Origin of the sequence: Methylomonas sp. MED-D, from assembly GCF_050276835.1 — a bacterium.
GTDB lineage: Bacteria > Pseudomonadota > Gammaproteobacteria > Methylococcales > Methylomonadaceae > Methylomonas > Methylomonas koyamae_A.
The window spans coordinates 4,767,772-4,781,321 of the sequence record NZ_CP189965.1; the positions used below are offsets into that span (position 1 = coordinate 4,767,772).

Below are 13,550 nucleotides of genomic sequence, written 5' to 3' on the forward strand. Positions count from 1 at the left end.
GTATACCGGTTGGCTCGGCAGGATTTAAGCCCTCTGGTGAAAGTCGCGGGAGCCGGTGAACCTTTGGCTATTCGCGCGTTTCGATCGGTGCCAACGCCAGCGGCTGGCTGAACCATAAGCCGCTGGCTGAGCGGAGTCGAAGCCAGCCGTTCACTTCGACTCCACTCAGCGAACGGCTTAAAACTGAACGACATTGCTCCCGGAGGGGCTATTCGAACTGTTACGGCAACTAAAAAAGAGTGTCGCCGGCCTTAGTATCGGATCGTGACGCCGACGTAAGCCGAGCGGCCCAGGCCGGCCACGTTGCGGCCCCACGGCACGGTGACGTTGGATGCGGCGGTCGGGTTCATGCCGTAACGGTCTCCCAAATAGCTGCCGGCCAGCGGTTGGTAGTATTGCTTATCCAGCACGTTATCCAGACCGATGTCGAAGCGGACCTTGCCCCATTCGTAACCGGTGCGGGCGTTCAACAGGATGTAGGACGGCGTGGTGGTTTCGTTGCGGATGGCCTGCACATCGTCCTTGCCGTCGACAAACTGCATTTCGATCGCGCTTTGCCAGCTTTGCAAACGGTGATCCAGGCTCAACTTCATGTTGAACGGCATGATGTGATAGAGATTGCCGCCGTCCATGCGTTCGCCGCGCACATAACTCATCGTGGTGTGAGTAGCGAATTCGCCCACGTTATTGTCTTTATACAAGCGGGTCCGGCCTGAGACATCCACGCCCCACAAGCGAGCATCGTGGTTGGCGAACTTCAGGTAGACGAAGCTATTGGTCGCGGTTTGCGGGGCCGTACCGCAACCGGCCGCGGTACCCGGCGTGCCGGAGCAGCGGTCGGCGTCTATAAAGTTATTGACGTAGCTGATGTACGGCGTGGCGCTGATTTCCCACAAGTTATTGGCCGGTTCGTGAAAGGCGGCGGTCAGGCTGACGGTATGGGCGGTTTCCTCGGTCAGATTCAGATTGCCGGTGTAGCCGTTGCCGTCGCCGAACCAGCCTATCATTGCCATGTCCATTTTGCGCGGCCCCCAAGTGTAAAGCTCGTACATGTTCGGCATCCGGTTTTTGCGGGCGTAACCGAATTCGAACTGGCTCATATCGTTGTGGGTGTATTGCAATAGGGCCGTGATGTCGTAGGTGTCGAAATTGCGCTCCTTGTCGCGGGCATTGAAGGCATTCGCGGCGTTCAGCGCGGTGATCGCGCCGGCCCGGTCTATCGAGAACGTCGGCCCGGTATTCAACAGGTCGGGATTATAAGGGTGGACGTTTTCGGCATTCATGTTGGTGTGGTCGTAACGCAGGCCCAGCAAGCTCTTCCAATGATCGTCCCAACGCGCTTCCCATTCGCCGAAAAAACCGACTCGGTCGCGCACGCCGTTGTGAATGTTCAACATCGCTTCCGGCGCCATCATCCAGTAAGCGCTACGGGCATCGTTGTTGTTGGCCGCGATGGCGGTATCGCCATGCACCGCCGGCCAATAATCGTTGATTTTATTGCCGTGAAATTCGTTGCCGACCCGGAAGGTGTCGCGTTTGTTGAACGGAATCTCGGCCATGATTTTATAGCCCAGATTGCGACCGCGGGTTTCCATCGGCATCCGGTCGTTGGGTGGTGCGAAGGCGCCGCCGGAGACGCTGCCGTCCAGGAAGTGATTGTGCTTGTCCTCGCCAATGTCCATGCTGTGCTGGGTGCTTTCGTAGTAAAACCGGCTTTCCAACGTGCCCCAGTCGAATTCGCCCTTATGGCTGATATTGCCGAAGATGCTGTCGTTATTGGTCAAGTCCATCCGTTGATTGGGAAAGCCCTGAAACGGAATATGCTGCTGGCCGCCGCGTATCACCAGCAAATGCTTGTCGAATTTGAACGACAGCGCCGCCGAGTGGTTTTGGTTTTCGTAGGCGGTGGAACTGACGATGTTGCCGTTACCGTCGTTGTAATTCATGCTCTCGGTGTGCGAACCGGTGTATTCCAGCCGAGCGTATTGGTTGGCCACCGCGGCGGCGATGCTGCCGCCGAACGCGTCGCCGTTGCTGCGGTAAAACGCCGAGGCACTCCCTTCCAGCAGTATGTCCTTGCCCGGTTCGGCAAACACCGGGTCCGGGGTTTTCACCGAGATGGTCCCGCCCAAACTGTCGCCGCCCAGGCTGACCGGCGCAATCCCGGTCAGGATTGTGATTTTGCCGATATTGCTGCGGTCGATGTAGGACAGCGGCGGATTCATGTGGTTGGCGCAGGCGGCGGTCAAGGTCATGCCGTTGATGTCTATCTTGACCCGGTCGTCGTTCAAGCCGTGAATCGCCGGCAGGCTGGACACGCCTCCGGCACCGTACAGACTGACGCCGGGCGTGTCTTCCAACAGTTTGGCGGTATCGCTGATCGCGGCGCGCTTGCTGGTGACGATGTCGGCTTCCATTTCCGAGGCATTCAGGGCTTTGACGCTGGGAAATTTGTCGGTGACGATAACTTGTTCGAGCACGGTCTCGCCGGGCATTTCCGGCTCGGCGACGGTTTCCGCCACCGTCGCGACTAGCGGTAACCAGCCGAGTGCGATACCCCATGCGGACGGGAATAATCTCCGTGGGGTTTTACGTTGCGAATCACAATGAACGGGAGATGGATAAGCTGGAATGTTCATGATCTAGTCCTTGTCTCGGGGCCTGGAAACAGCGGCTGTCTCGTGTCAAATCGCGACGGAATCCACGTCTAATGATCAGTTTTGGATGACGCGTCCGCGTGGTTCCCAAACGATTGGCATAAAGCGGTCCCCACTTGCCGCCGGGCGGGGTGAAGACAATCGGACAGCTAAAGCTGCCTTAAACTAACGTTAGCCGATTACTGGCGAATTTCCACACGTTTTTAACGTAATTTCATTCAAAAACCTCCTCCTGCGACAATAAGACACACTAACGCTATATATAGGCCGACAGCTTGCCTAGTGTCGCGTCGCCGACGACTAGCCGCTGATAGCAATAATGCAACGGCAGGAACGTATCGCTATATTTGTATATTAATGCTTTCTAATATTAAACCAATATGCCGCATGTCGCCACCTTGAAGAAACAAAAAGTCTGGCTACCTCGTGATTGTCGGACGAAGCGCGTTGCACAACCCGAATCGACGAGACCGATGGACCGCCGACAAGCCGAAGCTAGGCTAGGCCATGCCACTTCCGCCTGGCTTCCGCCCGCTACAGCCCTTAAAATAGGTCGATCTTCAACCGCCCTGGCTATTTACCGATGAAAATCGTCTCCTGGAACGTCAACGGCATCCGTGCCGTGCAAGGCAAAGGTTTTGCCGAAACCCTGGCTCGAATCGACGCCGATTGCATATTGCTCCAAGAAACCAAGGCCCAGGAAGACCAGGTCGCCCAAGCCTTGGCCGGCATAGCCGGTTACCACGTTCACGCCAACTCGGCCGAACGCAAGGGCTATTCCGGCGTCGCGCTGCTATGCCGACGGGAGCCATTGCAGATTCTGCGCGACATCGGCCAAGCCGAACACGACCTGGAAGGCCGGGTCATCGCCGCAGAGTACGAAGGCTTTTATTTGGTCAACGTCTACGTACCCAATTCCGGCGACGGGCTGTCCCGGCTGGAATACCGGCAGACCTGGGATCGTGCCTTCGGCGATTATCTGGCCGACTTGCAAAGCCGCAAGCCGGTCATCGTCGGCGGCGACTTCAACGTCGCCCACCAAGCCATCGACATTGCCCGGCCCAAGGCCAATTACAACAAGTCGGCCGGCTACACCCAGGCCGAGATCGACGGCTTCGGCGGCATTCTGGCGCGCGGTCTGGTCGACAGCTTCCGCCATTTCCATCCTGACGAAGTAGCTTACAGTTGGTGGAGTTACCGCGCCAACGCCCGCGAAAAGAACATTGGTTGGCGGATCGATTACCTGCTGGCTAGCGAGCCGTTGCTGCCCGGCATCCAAAGTGCTTTCATCCTGCCGGAGGTTACCGGCTCCGACCACTGTCCGGTCGGCATCGACCTTCAACTGGCTTGAGCGCGCTGCACGCGCATAGGGCAGCCTTATTGGCGTGCCGGCGCTGTCCGGACATGGTCGGCCCGGTAGTTTGTTGTCAGCCGGTGATGTCGAAGGTGATGCTGATCGGCCAAGCGCCGGGCGGTAAGGAAGGCCAGTTCGGCAAACCGTTCGCCTGGACCGCCGGCAAGACGCTGTTCGGCTGGTTCGGCCGCTTGGGCCTAAACGAAGAGCAGGTTCGGCAACGGGTGTACATGGCGGCGGTGTGTCGCTGTTTCCCCGGCAAGCAGGCCGGCGGCGGCGACCGGGTGCCGAGCCCCGCCGAAATCGAAAACTGCGCGGCGTGGCTGCGTGCCGAAATCGAACTGTTGCAACCGCAATTGATTATTCCGGTCGGCAAACTGGCGATCCGGCAATGGCTGAAGGCGGACAAGCTCAGTGCGATCATCGGCGAACAATATCGGATCGAAGCCTACGGCCACGCCGCCGACCTGATCCCGCTACCGCATCCCTCCGGCGCCTCGACCTGGCACCGCACCGAGCCGGGCATCGGCCTGTTGACGAAAGCGCTGGCCGCGATCGAGCGCCATCCGGCCTGGCAAGCTATCCGACCAAACGATTGATACCGCTGACCAGCGCCTTGAGCGAGGCCGTGACCAAGTTGTCGTCGATGCCGACGCCGTAGCCAGTGCGCGAGTCCGGCCCGGCCAGTTCGACGAAGGCGCAAGCGCGGGCGTCGCCGCCGTGCCGGCTGACGCCTAGCGAACGTTCCTCGTAACTACGCACAGTGAGCGTGTAGCCCAACACCGCCACCGCCGCAACCGCCGCATCCAGAGGGCCGTTACCCTCGCCGGTCAAATGGCGATCTTCCCCGTGCCATCGTACACCCAGTTCGACCCGCTGGCCGTCGGCGGTATCGGTCAAACGATGCCCGACATATTGCAACGGTTCGCTCGCCTCTAAATACGCCTCGCGCAACAAGCGCCAAACTAACTCGTGGCCGATTTCGCCGCCGGCAACGTCGGCGTGTTGCTGTACGATTTGAGCGAATTCAACCAGCAAGCGGCGCGGCAAAACGACGCCGTAATGGCGTTCCAGTAAATGGGCGACGCCGCCCTTGCCGGACTGACTATTGACCCGGATCACCGCGTCGTAGCCACGGCCGACGTCGGCCGGATCGAACGGCAGATACGGCACGTTCCAGTAAGCATCCGCCGTTCGCGCGGCAAAGCCCTTGTTGATCGCGTCCTGATGCGAACCGGAAAACGCCGTGAACACCAAGTCGCCGGCGTAAGGCTGGCGCGGCGGCACCGTCAAACCGGTACAAGCTTCGAAACTACGCGCGACGGCGTCGATGTCGGAAAAATCCAGGCCCGGCGCGATGCCCTGAGTGTACAAATTCAAGGCCAAGGTCACCAAGTCGACGTTGCCGGTACGCTCGCCGTTGCCGAACAAGCAGCCTTCGACCCGTTCGGCGCCGGCCATCAAGGCCAGTTCGGCGGCGGCCACCGCGGTACCTCGGTCGTTGTGCGGATGCACGCTCAGCACCACGCTGTCGCGACGGGCGATGCGGCGGTGCATCCATTCGATCTGGTCGGCGTAGACGTTCGGCGTTGCGTTTTCCACTGAAGACGGCAGGTTCAAAATGATCTTGTTATCCGGCGTCGCGCCCCAGGCTTCGACGACGGCGTCGGCCACCGCCAGCGCGTAATCCAGCTCGGTGGCGGTGAACGTTTCCAGGCTGTATTGCAAGCGCCAGTCGGTACCGGGTTGTGCGGTGGTCAACTCCTTGACCAAGAGCACTGCGTCTACCGCCATCGTCAGCACTTGGGCTTTGCTCATGCCCAATACCAGCTCGCGGAACGGTTGTGAGGTGGCGTTAACGATATGCACGATGGCGCTACGAGCGCCGTGCAAGCTTTCGATGGTGCGGCGCAACAGCGGCGCGCGGGCGTGACTGAGCACTTCTATCGTCACGTCGTCCGGGATTCGGTTTTCGGTAATCAGTTGGCGGACGAAGTCGAAATCGGTCTGCGACGCCGACGGGAACGCCACTTCGATTTGCTTGAAACCGATACCGCACAAAGTCTCGAACAATCGCAGCTTACGTTCGGCGTTCATTGGCTCGAACAGGGCTTGGTTGCCGTCGCGCAAGTCAGTGCTCATCCAGATCGGCGGCCGGGTAATGACGCGGTCGGGCCATTGCCGGTCCGGCAAGACTACCGGCGGGAAGGGTCGGTACTTTAAAGAAGGGTTGCTTAGCATCGCTGGTCTCCTGTGTTTCGGTTGGCGATACGATAGGCCAAGCCGACGCGCAGGCGATTGCGTTGTTAGTCTTGACTAAACGATAAATTGGAGGAATATTGCCAATTTAGTTTCATATGTTTAAATTAATTGCGCACTTTTAATGCTGAGCGGAATTTCATGGAATTGGATCGTTACGACCGACAAATATTGACCATCCTGCAAAGCGATGGCCGGATCAGCAATCAGGAATTGGCCGACCGCATCGGCCTATCGCCGTCGCCGTGTCTGCGCCGGGTGCGGGTGCTGGAAGAAGCGGGGCTAATCCTAGGCTACCGGGCGATTTTGGACGCGAAGGCCTTGGGCTTGAGTCTGACCGTCTTGGTCCAGATTTCGATGGACCGACATACCCCGGAGCGATTCGCCACCTTCGAGGCGGCGGTCGCCGAGATCCCGGAAGTCATGGAATGCCTGCTGATTACCGGCCAGGCCGCCGATTACCAGCTCAAGGTCGCGGTCAAGGACTTGGACGCCTACCAGGAGTTGCTGCTGAAACGCATCACCGGCATTCCAGGCGTCAGCGGCGTGCATTCCAGCTTCGTGCTGCGCCGGGTAACGGACCGCACCGCATATACGTTGGCCGCGGCGGAATAAAGCCGCTGAATCAGGCTCTAATCCGCGCGTTCCGAACTCGTTGCAAGCGGATGGGCGACTATTTTCGCTTCGTAGCGGTGAGCGATGTTTTGCATCGTCAAAATCAACACTACGCCGGCCAGGATGAAGCCGATTTGCTGCAGCGATGCCTTGCTGTCGGTCTTGCGATGCAGCGACGGAATCAGATCGGCCACAGCAATGTAGATAAAACTGGAGGCCGCTAGGGTTAGGAAATACGGCAGGATGTGATGCAGATCGCCCAGGCTGAAATAGGCCAGTATCCCGCCGATCACAGTGGTCAGGCTGGCGAGCATATTGTAGAACAAGGCTTTGCGGCGGGTGTAGCCGCTGTGCAGCAGGATGGCGAAGTCGCCGACTTCCTGCGGAATTTCATGAGCGGCCACGGCCAGGCTGGTGACGATGCCCAGTTGGGGATCGGTCAGAAACGCCGCGCCGATCAGTACGCCATCGACGAAATTGTGGATGCCGTCGCCCAGGATGATGAACATCCCGGCCACCCGGCGCCCGTGGTCTTCGCCGGCCGGATGACCGTGTTCGTGGTGGTCGTGCGAATCTTCGCCGTGCGCTTCGCAGGCATGGGAATGACAGTGGCGCCACACCAACAGCTTTTCCAACGTAAAAAAGCCGAGGATGCCGGCCAGAATGGTGGCGGACAATCCGGCAATGTCTTGCCGCGCCACGTCCTCGAAGGCGTGCGGAATCAATCCGCAAAACGCGCCGGTCAGTAAAGCGCCGATCGCGAAACTGATGCCGTGCGGCAGCACTTGCTGACGCGCGCGTTCCGGCAACAGCAAGAACACGCTGGCGGCCAACACGCTGAGCACGCCGCCGATGGCGGTAAAAATCACGATCAACAGCAGCGTGTTCAAACTTCTCTCCAAATCAGACTGGCCATCCGGCCGGTCGCGGCGCCGTCGCGGCGGTAGGAATAAAATCTGCCTGCATCGGCGTAGGTACAATAATCGCCGCCGTAGACTCGGCCGACACCCAGCGCCGCCAGTTGCCGGCGAGCCAGTTGGTAAATATCCGCCAACCATTTGCCGGTGCCACATTCGGTAAAGGCCACGGCGCTGCCGTTGTCTTCGGCTAAAAAAGCGTCGCGGACATCGTCGCCGACCTCGAAATGCGCCGGCCCGATCGCCGGCCCCAGCCAAACCGTGACGTCCGAGCAGTCCATCGCCGCCAGCGTTTGTTTGACGACACCTGCCCGCAGACCGCGCCAGCCGGCATGGGCGGCGGCAATGACCCGTCCGCCGTCGCCGCAAAATAACACCGGCAGGCAGTCGGCGGTCAACACCGCGCAGACGGTGGCGCCACGGTTGGTGAAGCTGGCGTCGGCTTCCGGCACGCCATCGACTTGATCGGCCTTGACCACGGTCACGCCGTGAACCTGTTGCAACCAGACCGGCTCGGCCGGCAAGGCCAACATATCGCGGATGATCGCGCGATTAGCGGCGACCGCGCCCTGATCGTCGCCGACATGACTGGCCGGATTCAAGCTGGCATAACCGCCGACACTGACCCCGCCGCTCCGCAGCGTAACGGCGGCGCGTACTCCAACCGGCAGCGGCCAATCAGGCTTGATCCAGCTCATTCTCGGCCAATAGCTTCAGCAGATTTTGCATATCGTCCGGCATCGCCACGGACCATTCGCAATACTCGCCGGTTTCCGGATGTTCCAGACCCAGCTTGGCGGCGTGCAAGGCTTGGCGCTTGAAGCGGCGCAGCGCTTCGGCCAAGTCCGGATTGCATTCGGCCGGCATTTGGAAGCGGCCGCCGTAAATTTGGTCGCCGACCAACGGGTAATTGATGTGCGCCATGTGTACCCGAATCTGATGGGTGCGGCCGGTTTCCAGTTTGACCCGAATCAACGTGTGGCGCTTGAATCGCTGCTCGAGACGGTAATGCGTGATCGCTTCCTTGCCGTCGCGCCGCACCGCGTTGCGCTTGCGCTCGACCGGATGACGCCCGATCGGTTCGTCGACGGTGCCGCCGGCGGTCATCCAACCCTTTACCAACGCCAGATATTCGCGCTCTATGCTGCGTTCCTGCAATTGCTCGACCAGACTGTTATGGGCTTGCAAGGTTTTGGCGATCATCAGCAAGCCGCTGGTGTCCTTGTCGATGCGATGCACGATGCCGGCGCGCGGCAGCACGGCCAGGTTCGGTTCGTGGTGCAGCAAGGCATTGACCAGCGTGCCGCTCCAGTTGCCGACCGCCGGATGCACGACCAGTCCCGCCGGTTTGTTGACGATCAGCAACGAGTCGTCTTCGTGAACGATGTCCAACGGAATGTCTTCGGCGTTGTCTTCGATGACGATCTCGGCTTCGGCATCCAGCTCGACTTCCTCGCCGCCGTCCAGCTTTTCCCGCCCCTTCAGCACCTCGCCGTCCACCAGCACCCGGCCGGCCTTGATCCAGGTTTGCAATTTGCTGCGCGAGTAATCCGGAAAAATCTCCGCCAGACACTGGTCCAAGCGCATACCCGCCAGTTCTTCGGGAACTCTAGCCGTCAATATCGTCATAGTCGTTTTTAAGTTATACTCGCGGCATTAGGCCGCCAAAAGCTGCAAAAAACCTGCAATATTACAACGTGTTGATAAACGCATGCGACTTCTTTTAGTAAAAACCGTTTTTGTCGCCGCCCTGGTCGGTTCGCTGCCGGGCTGCGAAACGCTGGAAGCCTTCTCGAGTAACAAGGATAAATCGCAGGAAGAAGAATACGCCGGCTGGGACGATAAAACCTTCCACGAAAAAGCCAAGGAAGCGCTGGACAACAAGAATTACCAAAAAGCCGTGACCTTGTACGAGGCACTGGAAGCCCGTTATCCGTTCGGCGATTACGCCGCTCAGGCCCAGCTCAACGTCGCTTACGCCTATTACAAGAACGACGATCCGGAAGCGGCGATCGCGGCGGCGGAGCGCTTCATCAAGATACACCCGCGCAATCCGCATGTCGATTACGCCTATTATCTGAAAGGCCTGATCAACTATAACCGGGGGATTGGCTTCATCGACCGCTTTTTGCCGACCGATTCGTCGCAGCGCGATCCCGGCAACGCCAAGGATGCCTACGATAATTTTCAGGAATTGATCCGCCGCTTTCCCAACAGTCAATATGTCGATGACGCCAAACTGCGGATGGTGGCCTTGCGCAACAACATGGCGATGTACGAAATCCACGTCGCCGACTTTTATATGCGCCGCAAGGCTTACGTCGCGGCGGTCAATCGCGCCAACCACGTCGTCAAGGAATTCCAACGCACGCCGGCGGTACCGTTCGCGCTGCAGATCATGCAGGACGGCTACCGGAAACTCGGCATGGACGATCTGGCCGCCGACGCCGAACGCGTGTACCAAATGAACTATCCCAACGGCACGCCGGTCGCCAATTACAAGGAGTTGAGCACGATGGAACAAGTCTGGGACTCGTTGGGCTTGGACAAGTAAGCGATTGGCCCGCTTACCGAAAACTACCCTCTCCGTTCTGCTCTGGCTCGGTTGCTGTCACACGGCCGCATTGGCCGCTCAGCCGCTGTTTCAAAACCGTTTCTTCACGCTGTCGCAGGGTAACGAATTGTTATGCGCAACCAGCGAGCAGCAGTTCCTGTCGATCGAACGGCTGGCCGACGTTATTCAGTTTTACGAAGCCGGGCATCCCGATTTGCGCGGCCAGGCCGTGGCGGTGTTGACCGACCACAAAAACCCGGAGCGTCTGGACGATTTGACCGACTACCGCGCGGCCTGCGCCGGCCAGCCCGACGGCGACTTGTGCGTGCTGGAGAAGTACTGGGGCGACCGCGAAGCAGCGTCACGAGCGCTAGCACTGTTTTACGACACCAAGACCGTCGTCAAGCACGCCGACGACCCCAATTATTTGATCAAGCCGTTTAGTGCCGATCATCTGCGGATTTTCGAGAAAGCGGTCCGCAAGATTCCGGCATTTTTGCGGCAGACGATCAGCAAGGCCAAGCCGGTCGAAAAACTCGAACAGGAAATCGCCGGTCAGCCGGCCGCGCTGCAAGCCCTGATCCGCGACGCCTACCAGGAAGATTACGACACCAGCATCTGGCAGGCCGACCACACCCATCCGTTGACTTTTGTGCCAGGTATCGGCTTTCGATCGCAAACGGTGGCCCAGGTGTTCAGCGGCCAGAATCTGATCGTGTTCACGGTCAAGGCCTTCGACAACGGCAAGGAAGGCTCGGTCTACCGCGACATCGGCGTCGAATATCTGGTGGATTTTCGATTGCCGATCGTGGTCCACGAAATCGCCCATACCATCGATAACTTCCATTTCTGGAACGGCGAGGACGACCTGTATTTTTTTTACAAATACCGCAAGATTTCCAACGACGAACAAACCCTAAAAATCATCGCCGACGCCAAATTGGCGCTGTGGCCGTCGAAATGGTTCGAAGCCTTCGAATTTCTCGCCGAGGTCAACGACGGCCGCTACGACGGCAACGTTCAGGAAAAACTGGCGGAACTGGTCGCCCAATACGTGCTGATTCCGGAACGCTTGCAACAAAGCGCGCCGGCCGCATACCAATGGCTGCGCGGCGACGTGTTTCGCGGCATCGAATATCAAGGTTACGACCGCTGCCCGACTCCGTTGACCAAACCGTTGTCTTGGTGGCAACGTTATGCCAGCGGCAAGCTGCTGGGACGTTGACAGTCTGGTATGCTTGCCCGGCGCACGGCACTGCGCCCGACCAACCCAGCAACTCAGGATTCGCGCCATTCTCCGGGAGGCTGTTATGGGCTTTGCATTGGAAAACGACAAACGCTACACCTATCGCGACTATCTGACTTGGCCGAACCCAGGTCGCGGCATTGCCCGAGGTGATGATCGATTGGGAGGCAGAAGCCCCTTATTTAATGAACGAAGACGCCTGACACCATGAAAAAACCGCAACTCAATCCGCTGCAAGCCCAGCTACTGAAATCCGGCCTGACCAACGACGCCAAGGCTCGCGAGGTGAAGGCCGAGAAACGTAAGCAAGACAAACTGAAACGCAACAACGGCGTGGAAATCGTCGACGAAATCAAGCTGAGCGCCGAACAGCAACGGCAACAGCAAATCGAGCGCGATCGGGAACTGAACCGCCAACGTAAGCTAGCCGAAGAGCAAAAAGCGCTGGCCGCCCAGATCAGACAAATCGTCGAAATGAACCGTATCCCCCAACACCCGGACGGTGTGACCTACAACTTCACCGACGACGGCAAGGTGAAGTCGGTGCATGTCGCCGACAAAGTGCGGACGGCTCTGGTGAACGGCCGGGCCGGTATCGTCCGCCTGGACAATCGCTACGAGATCGTGCCGGCCGAAGTCGCCCGAAAAATACAGGCCAGAGACGCCGGCCCTATCGTGGTTTTGAACCAAGCCACTCAGGACTTGCCGGCGGAGGACGATCCTTACGCCGCGTATCAAATCCCCGACGACTTGCTGTGGTGAAACCTTAATCGCGTCTGGCGATGCGTTTGGGCGGATAACCGAAATAGCGAGTGAAAGCGGTGCTGAAATTACTGGCGTGGTGATAGCCGACCAACTCCGCAATCAAGCCGATGGGCTGACGGCCCGCCTCCAGCAAACGGTGCGCTTCGCGCATCCGAATCTCCAGTAACATGCCGTAGGGTGTCGTTTCGAAATAGCGATGGAACAATTGCTTGAGCTTGCAGGGATTGGTGGCTAGCCGACGCGCCAGCTCCTCGACGGTCGGCGGATCGACAAATTCGGCGTACAAAATATCACGCGCCTGATGGGCGATTTCCCGATCGCGCTGGCCGCCTCCCCCAACGTCTGGGGCTTCGCCAAACAAATGATCCAATTCGGCCGCGAGTATCGCCAAAGCCTGACCGTGCCGAAACATGGATTTGGCGGGCGAAGACACCGGGCAACGCAACAGGGCCTGCGCCGCGGTCAGGCCGGCGCTCGAAATCGGCCTGAAGCTGACTTGCCGGGTACGAGCGGCCGGCTCGAACAAGGTCGGCAGCTTGTCCGCGCCGAAGGCCTGAGCCAACCAAGTCATGTTAACCGCGAAACGCAATTGGGTGACCACTTGATCCGCCGCGTATTCCCTGACGCCTTCGGAGGCGTTAAAAATCGTCACCGACGTATAACCTTCGCGAAAGACAATACTTTCGCCCTGCGTGGGGGTATAGCGCGACTGCCCTTCCAGCGCCAAAGTCACCACCATGCGCGGCTCCGCCGCGTCGGTACGCGCCCAAACCGCAAGATCGCGGCTGGGCCGGTAGCGGGTTTCGATGTAATTCAACGCGGGCGCCAAGGAATAAACGCTGGAGACGCCTAGCCCGAGATTGTCCGGCAATCGGCTGAGCGCGCAGTTGTCCTCCGCCGAAAAATCGGCCGGCAAATCCTGGCTATCGATACGCCAGCAAGCGGAAGAGTGGGCGTTGCGGTTCATAAGGCAATTGCACAGTGGGCTAATTCCGAGCAAAAGCAATTTATACGCCATTGCGTCCACGACCCGAGCTCGCAGAGAAATTCACCCAATGCAGCGAGGAACATATTAATATCTATGTTATATAACTCAATTTCTTATTTAAATCGCGCCATATCCCGGCTTAATTAAAGAGTTCGTTTTTAATATAAAAAAAGCCGTTTTGCATAAAATAGATTT

The 13,550-nt window shown here is 58.7% G+C and carries 12 protein-coding genes; 6 read left to right on the top strand and 6 right to left on the bottom strand.

Annotation, left to right across the window (positions count from 1 at the left end; all coding sequences use genetic code 11):
* Nucleotides 1-251: 251 nt before the first annotated feature.
* On the bottom strand, nucleotides 252-2,639 hold the full coding sequence (locus ACQE3E_RS21225) for a TonB-dependent receptor plug domain-containing protein (RefSeq protein ID WP_313730377.1): 2,388 nt from the start codon (nucleotides 2,637-2,639) through the stop codon (nucleotides 252-254).
* A gap of 601 nt (nucleotides 2,640-3,240) precedes the next feature.
* On the opposite strand from ACQE3E_RS21225, the gene ACQE3E_RS21230 reads away from it, so the two are divergent.
* Together ACQE3E_RS21230 and ACQE3E_RS21235 are read left to right on the top strand one after the other, a co-directional pair.
* Nucleotides 3,241-4,008: an exodeoxyribonuclease III gene (locus ACQE3E_RS21230; protein WP_313730376.1), complete on the top strand. Its 768-nt coding sequence runs from the start codon at nucleotides 3,241-3,243 to the stop codon at nucleotides 4,006-4,008.
* Nucleotides 4,009-4,061: 53 nt separating this feature from the next.
* The gene (locus ACQE3E_RS21235) at nucleotides 4,062-4,610 is read left to right on the top strand and encodes a uracil-DNA glycosylase family protein (protein ID WP_409521131.1); all 549 of its coding nucleotides are present in this window, start codon (nucleotides 4,062-4,064) and stop codon (nucleotides 4,608-4,610) included.
* Here the strand turns inward: ACQE3E_RS21235 and leuA are convergent.
* Nucleotides 4,591-6,252: a 2-isopropylmalate synthase gene (gene leuA / locus ACQE3E_RS21240; RefSeq protein ID WP_313730374.1), complete on the bottom strand. Its 1,662-nt coding sequence runs from the start codon at nucleotides 6,250-6,252 to the stop codon at nucleotides 4,591-4,593. The genes ACQE3E_RS21235 and leuA overlap by 20 nt on opposite strands.
* Nucleotides 6,253-6,411: 159 nt before the next feature.
* Here leuA and ACQE3E_RS21245 point away from each other — a divergent pair, with 159 nt between their 5' ends.
* Nucleotides 6,412-6,885 (top strand): Lrp/AsnC family transcriptional regulator, encoded by a 474-nt coding sequence (locus ACQE3E_RS21245; RefSeq protein WP_313730373.1) that lies wholly within the window; start codon nucleotides 6,412-6,414, stop codon nucleotides 6,883-6,885.
* A 17-nt stretch (nucleotides 6,886-6,902) separates the two neighbouring features.
* Here the strand turns inward: ACQE3E_RS21245 and ACQE3E_RS21250 are convergent, their stop codons facing one another.
* Genes ACQE3E_RS21250 through rluD form a run of 3 tightly spaced genes read right to left on the bottom strand, consistent with a single transcriptional unit; the run spans nucleotide 6,903 to nucleotide 9,431 of the window.
* On the bottom strand, nucleotides 6,903-7,775 hold the full coding sequence (locus ACQE3E_RS21250) for a ZIP family metal transporter (protein ID WP_064030968.1): 873 nt from the start codon (nucleotides 7,773-7,775) through the stop codon (nucleotides 6,903-6,905).
* Nucleotides 7,772-8,500 (bottom strand): peptidoglycan editing factor PgeF, encoded by a 729-nt coding sequence (gene pgeF / locus ACQE3E_RS21255; protein ID WP_427501032.1) that lies wholly within the window; start codon nucleotides 8,498-8,500, stop codon nucleotides 7,772-7,774. Before pgeF ends, ACQE3E_RS21250 begins: the two co-directional genes overlap by 4 nt.
* A complete protein-coding gene (gene rluD, locus ACQE3E_RS21260; RefSeq protein WP_064030970.1) occupies nucleotides 8,481-9,431 on the bottom strand; it encodes a 23S rRNA pseudouridine(1911/1915/1917) synthase RluD in 951 nt (316 codons plus the stop codon). Before rluD ends, pgeF begins: the two co-directional genes overlap by 20 nt.
* 82 nt (nucleotides 9,432-9,513) lie before the next feature.
* On the opposite strand from rluD, the gene ACQE3E_RS21265 reads away from it, so the two are divergent.
* From ACQE3E_RS21265 to ACQE3E_RS21275, 3 genes are all read left to right on the top strand, one after another.
* Nucleotides 9,514-10,356 carry an outer membrane protein assembly factor BamD gene (locus ACQE3E_RS21265; protein ID WP_427501033.1) on the top strand — a complete coding sequence of 281 codons (843 nt, stop codon included), beginning with the start codon at nucleotides 9,514-9,516 and terminating at the stop codon, nucleotides 10,354-10,356.
* A 70-nt stretch (nucleotides 10,357-10,426) separates the two neighbouring features.
* Nucleotides 10,427-11,581, top strand: a complete 1,155-nt coding sequence (locus ACQE3E_RS21270) for a hypothetical protein (protein ID WP_427501034.1) — start codon at nucleotides 10,427-10,429, stop codon at nucleotides 11,579-11,581.
* Between the two features lie 228 nt (nucleotides 11,582-11,809).
* Nucleotides 11,810-12,364, top strand: a complete 555-nt coding sequence (locus tag ACQE3E_RS21275) for a DUF2058 domain-containing protein (protein ID WP_427501035.1) — start codon at nucleotides 11,810-11,812, stop codon at nucleotides 12,362-12,364.
* A gap of 4 nt (nucleotides 12,365-12,368) precedes the next feature.
* On the opposite strand, the gene ACQE3E_RS21280 is transcribed toward ACQE3E_RS21275, so the two are convergent.
* Nucleotides 12,369-13,334, bottom strand: coding sequence for a helix-turn-helix transcriptional regulator (locus ACQE3E_RS21280; protein ID WP_313730369.1), 966 nt, complete (start codon nucleotides 13,332-13,334; stop codon nucleotides 12,369-12,371).
* Between the last annotated feature and the right edge of the window lie 216 nt (nucleotides 13,335-13,550).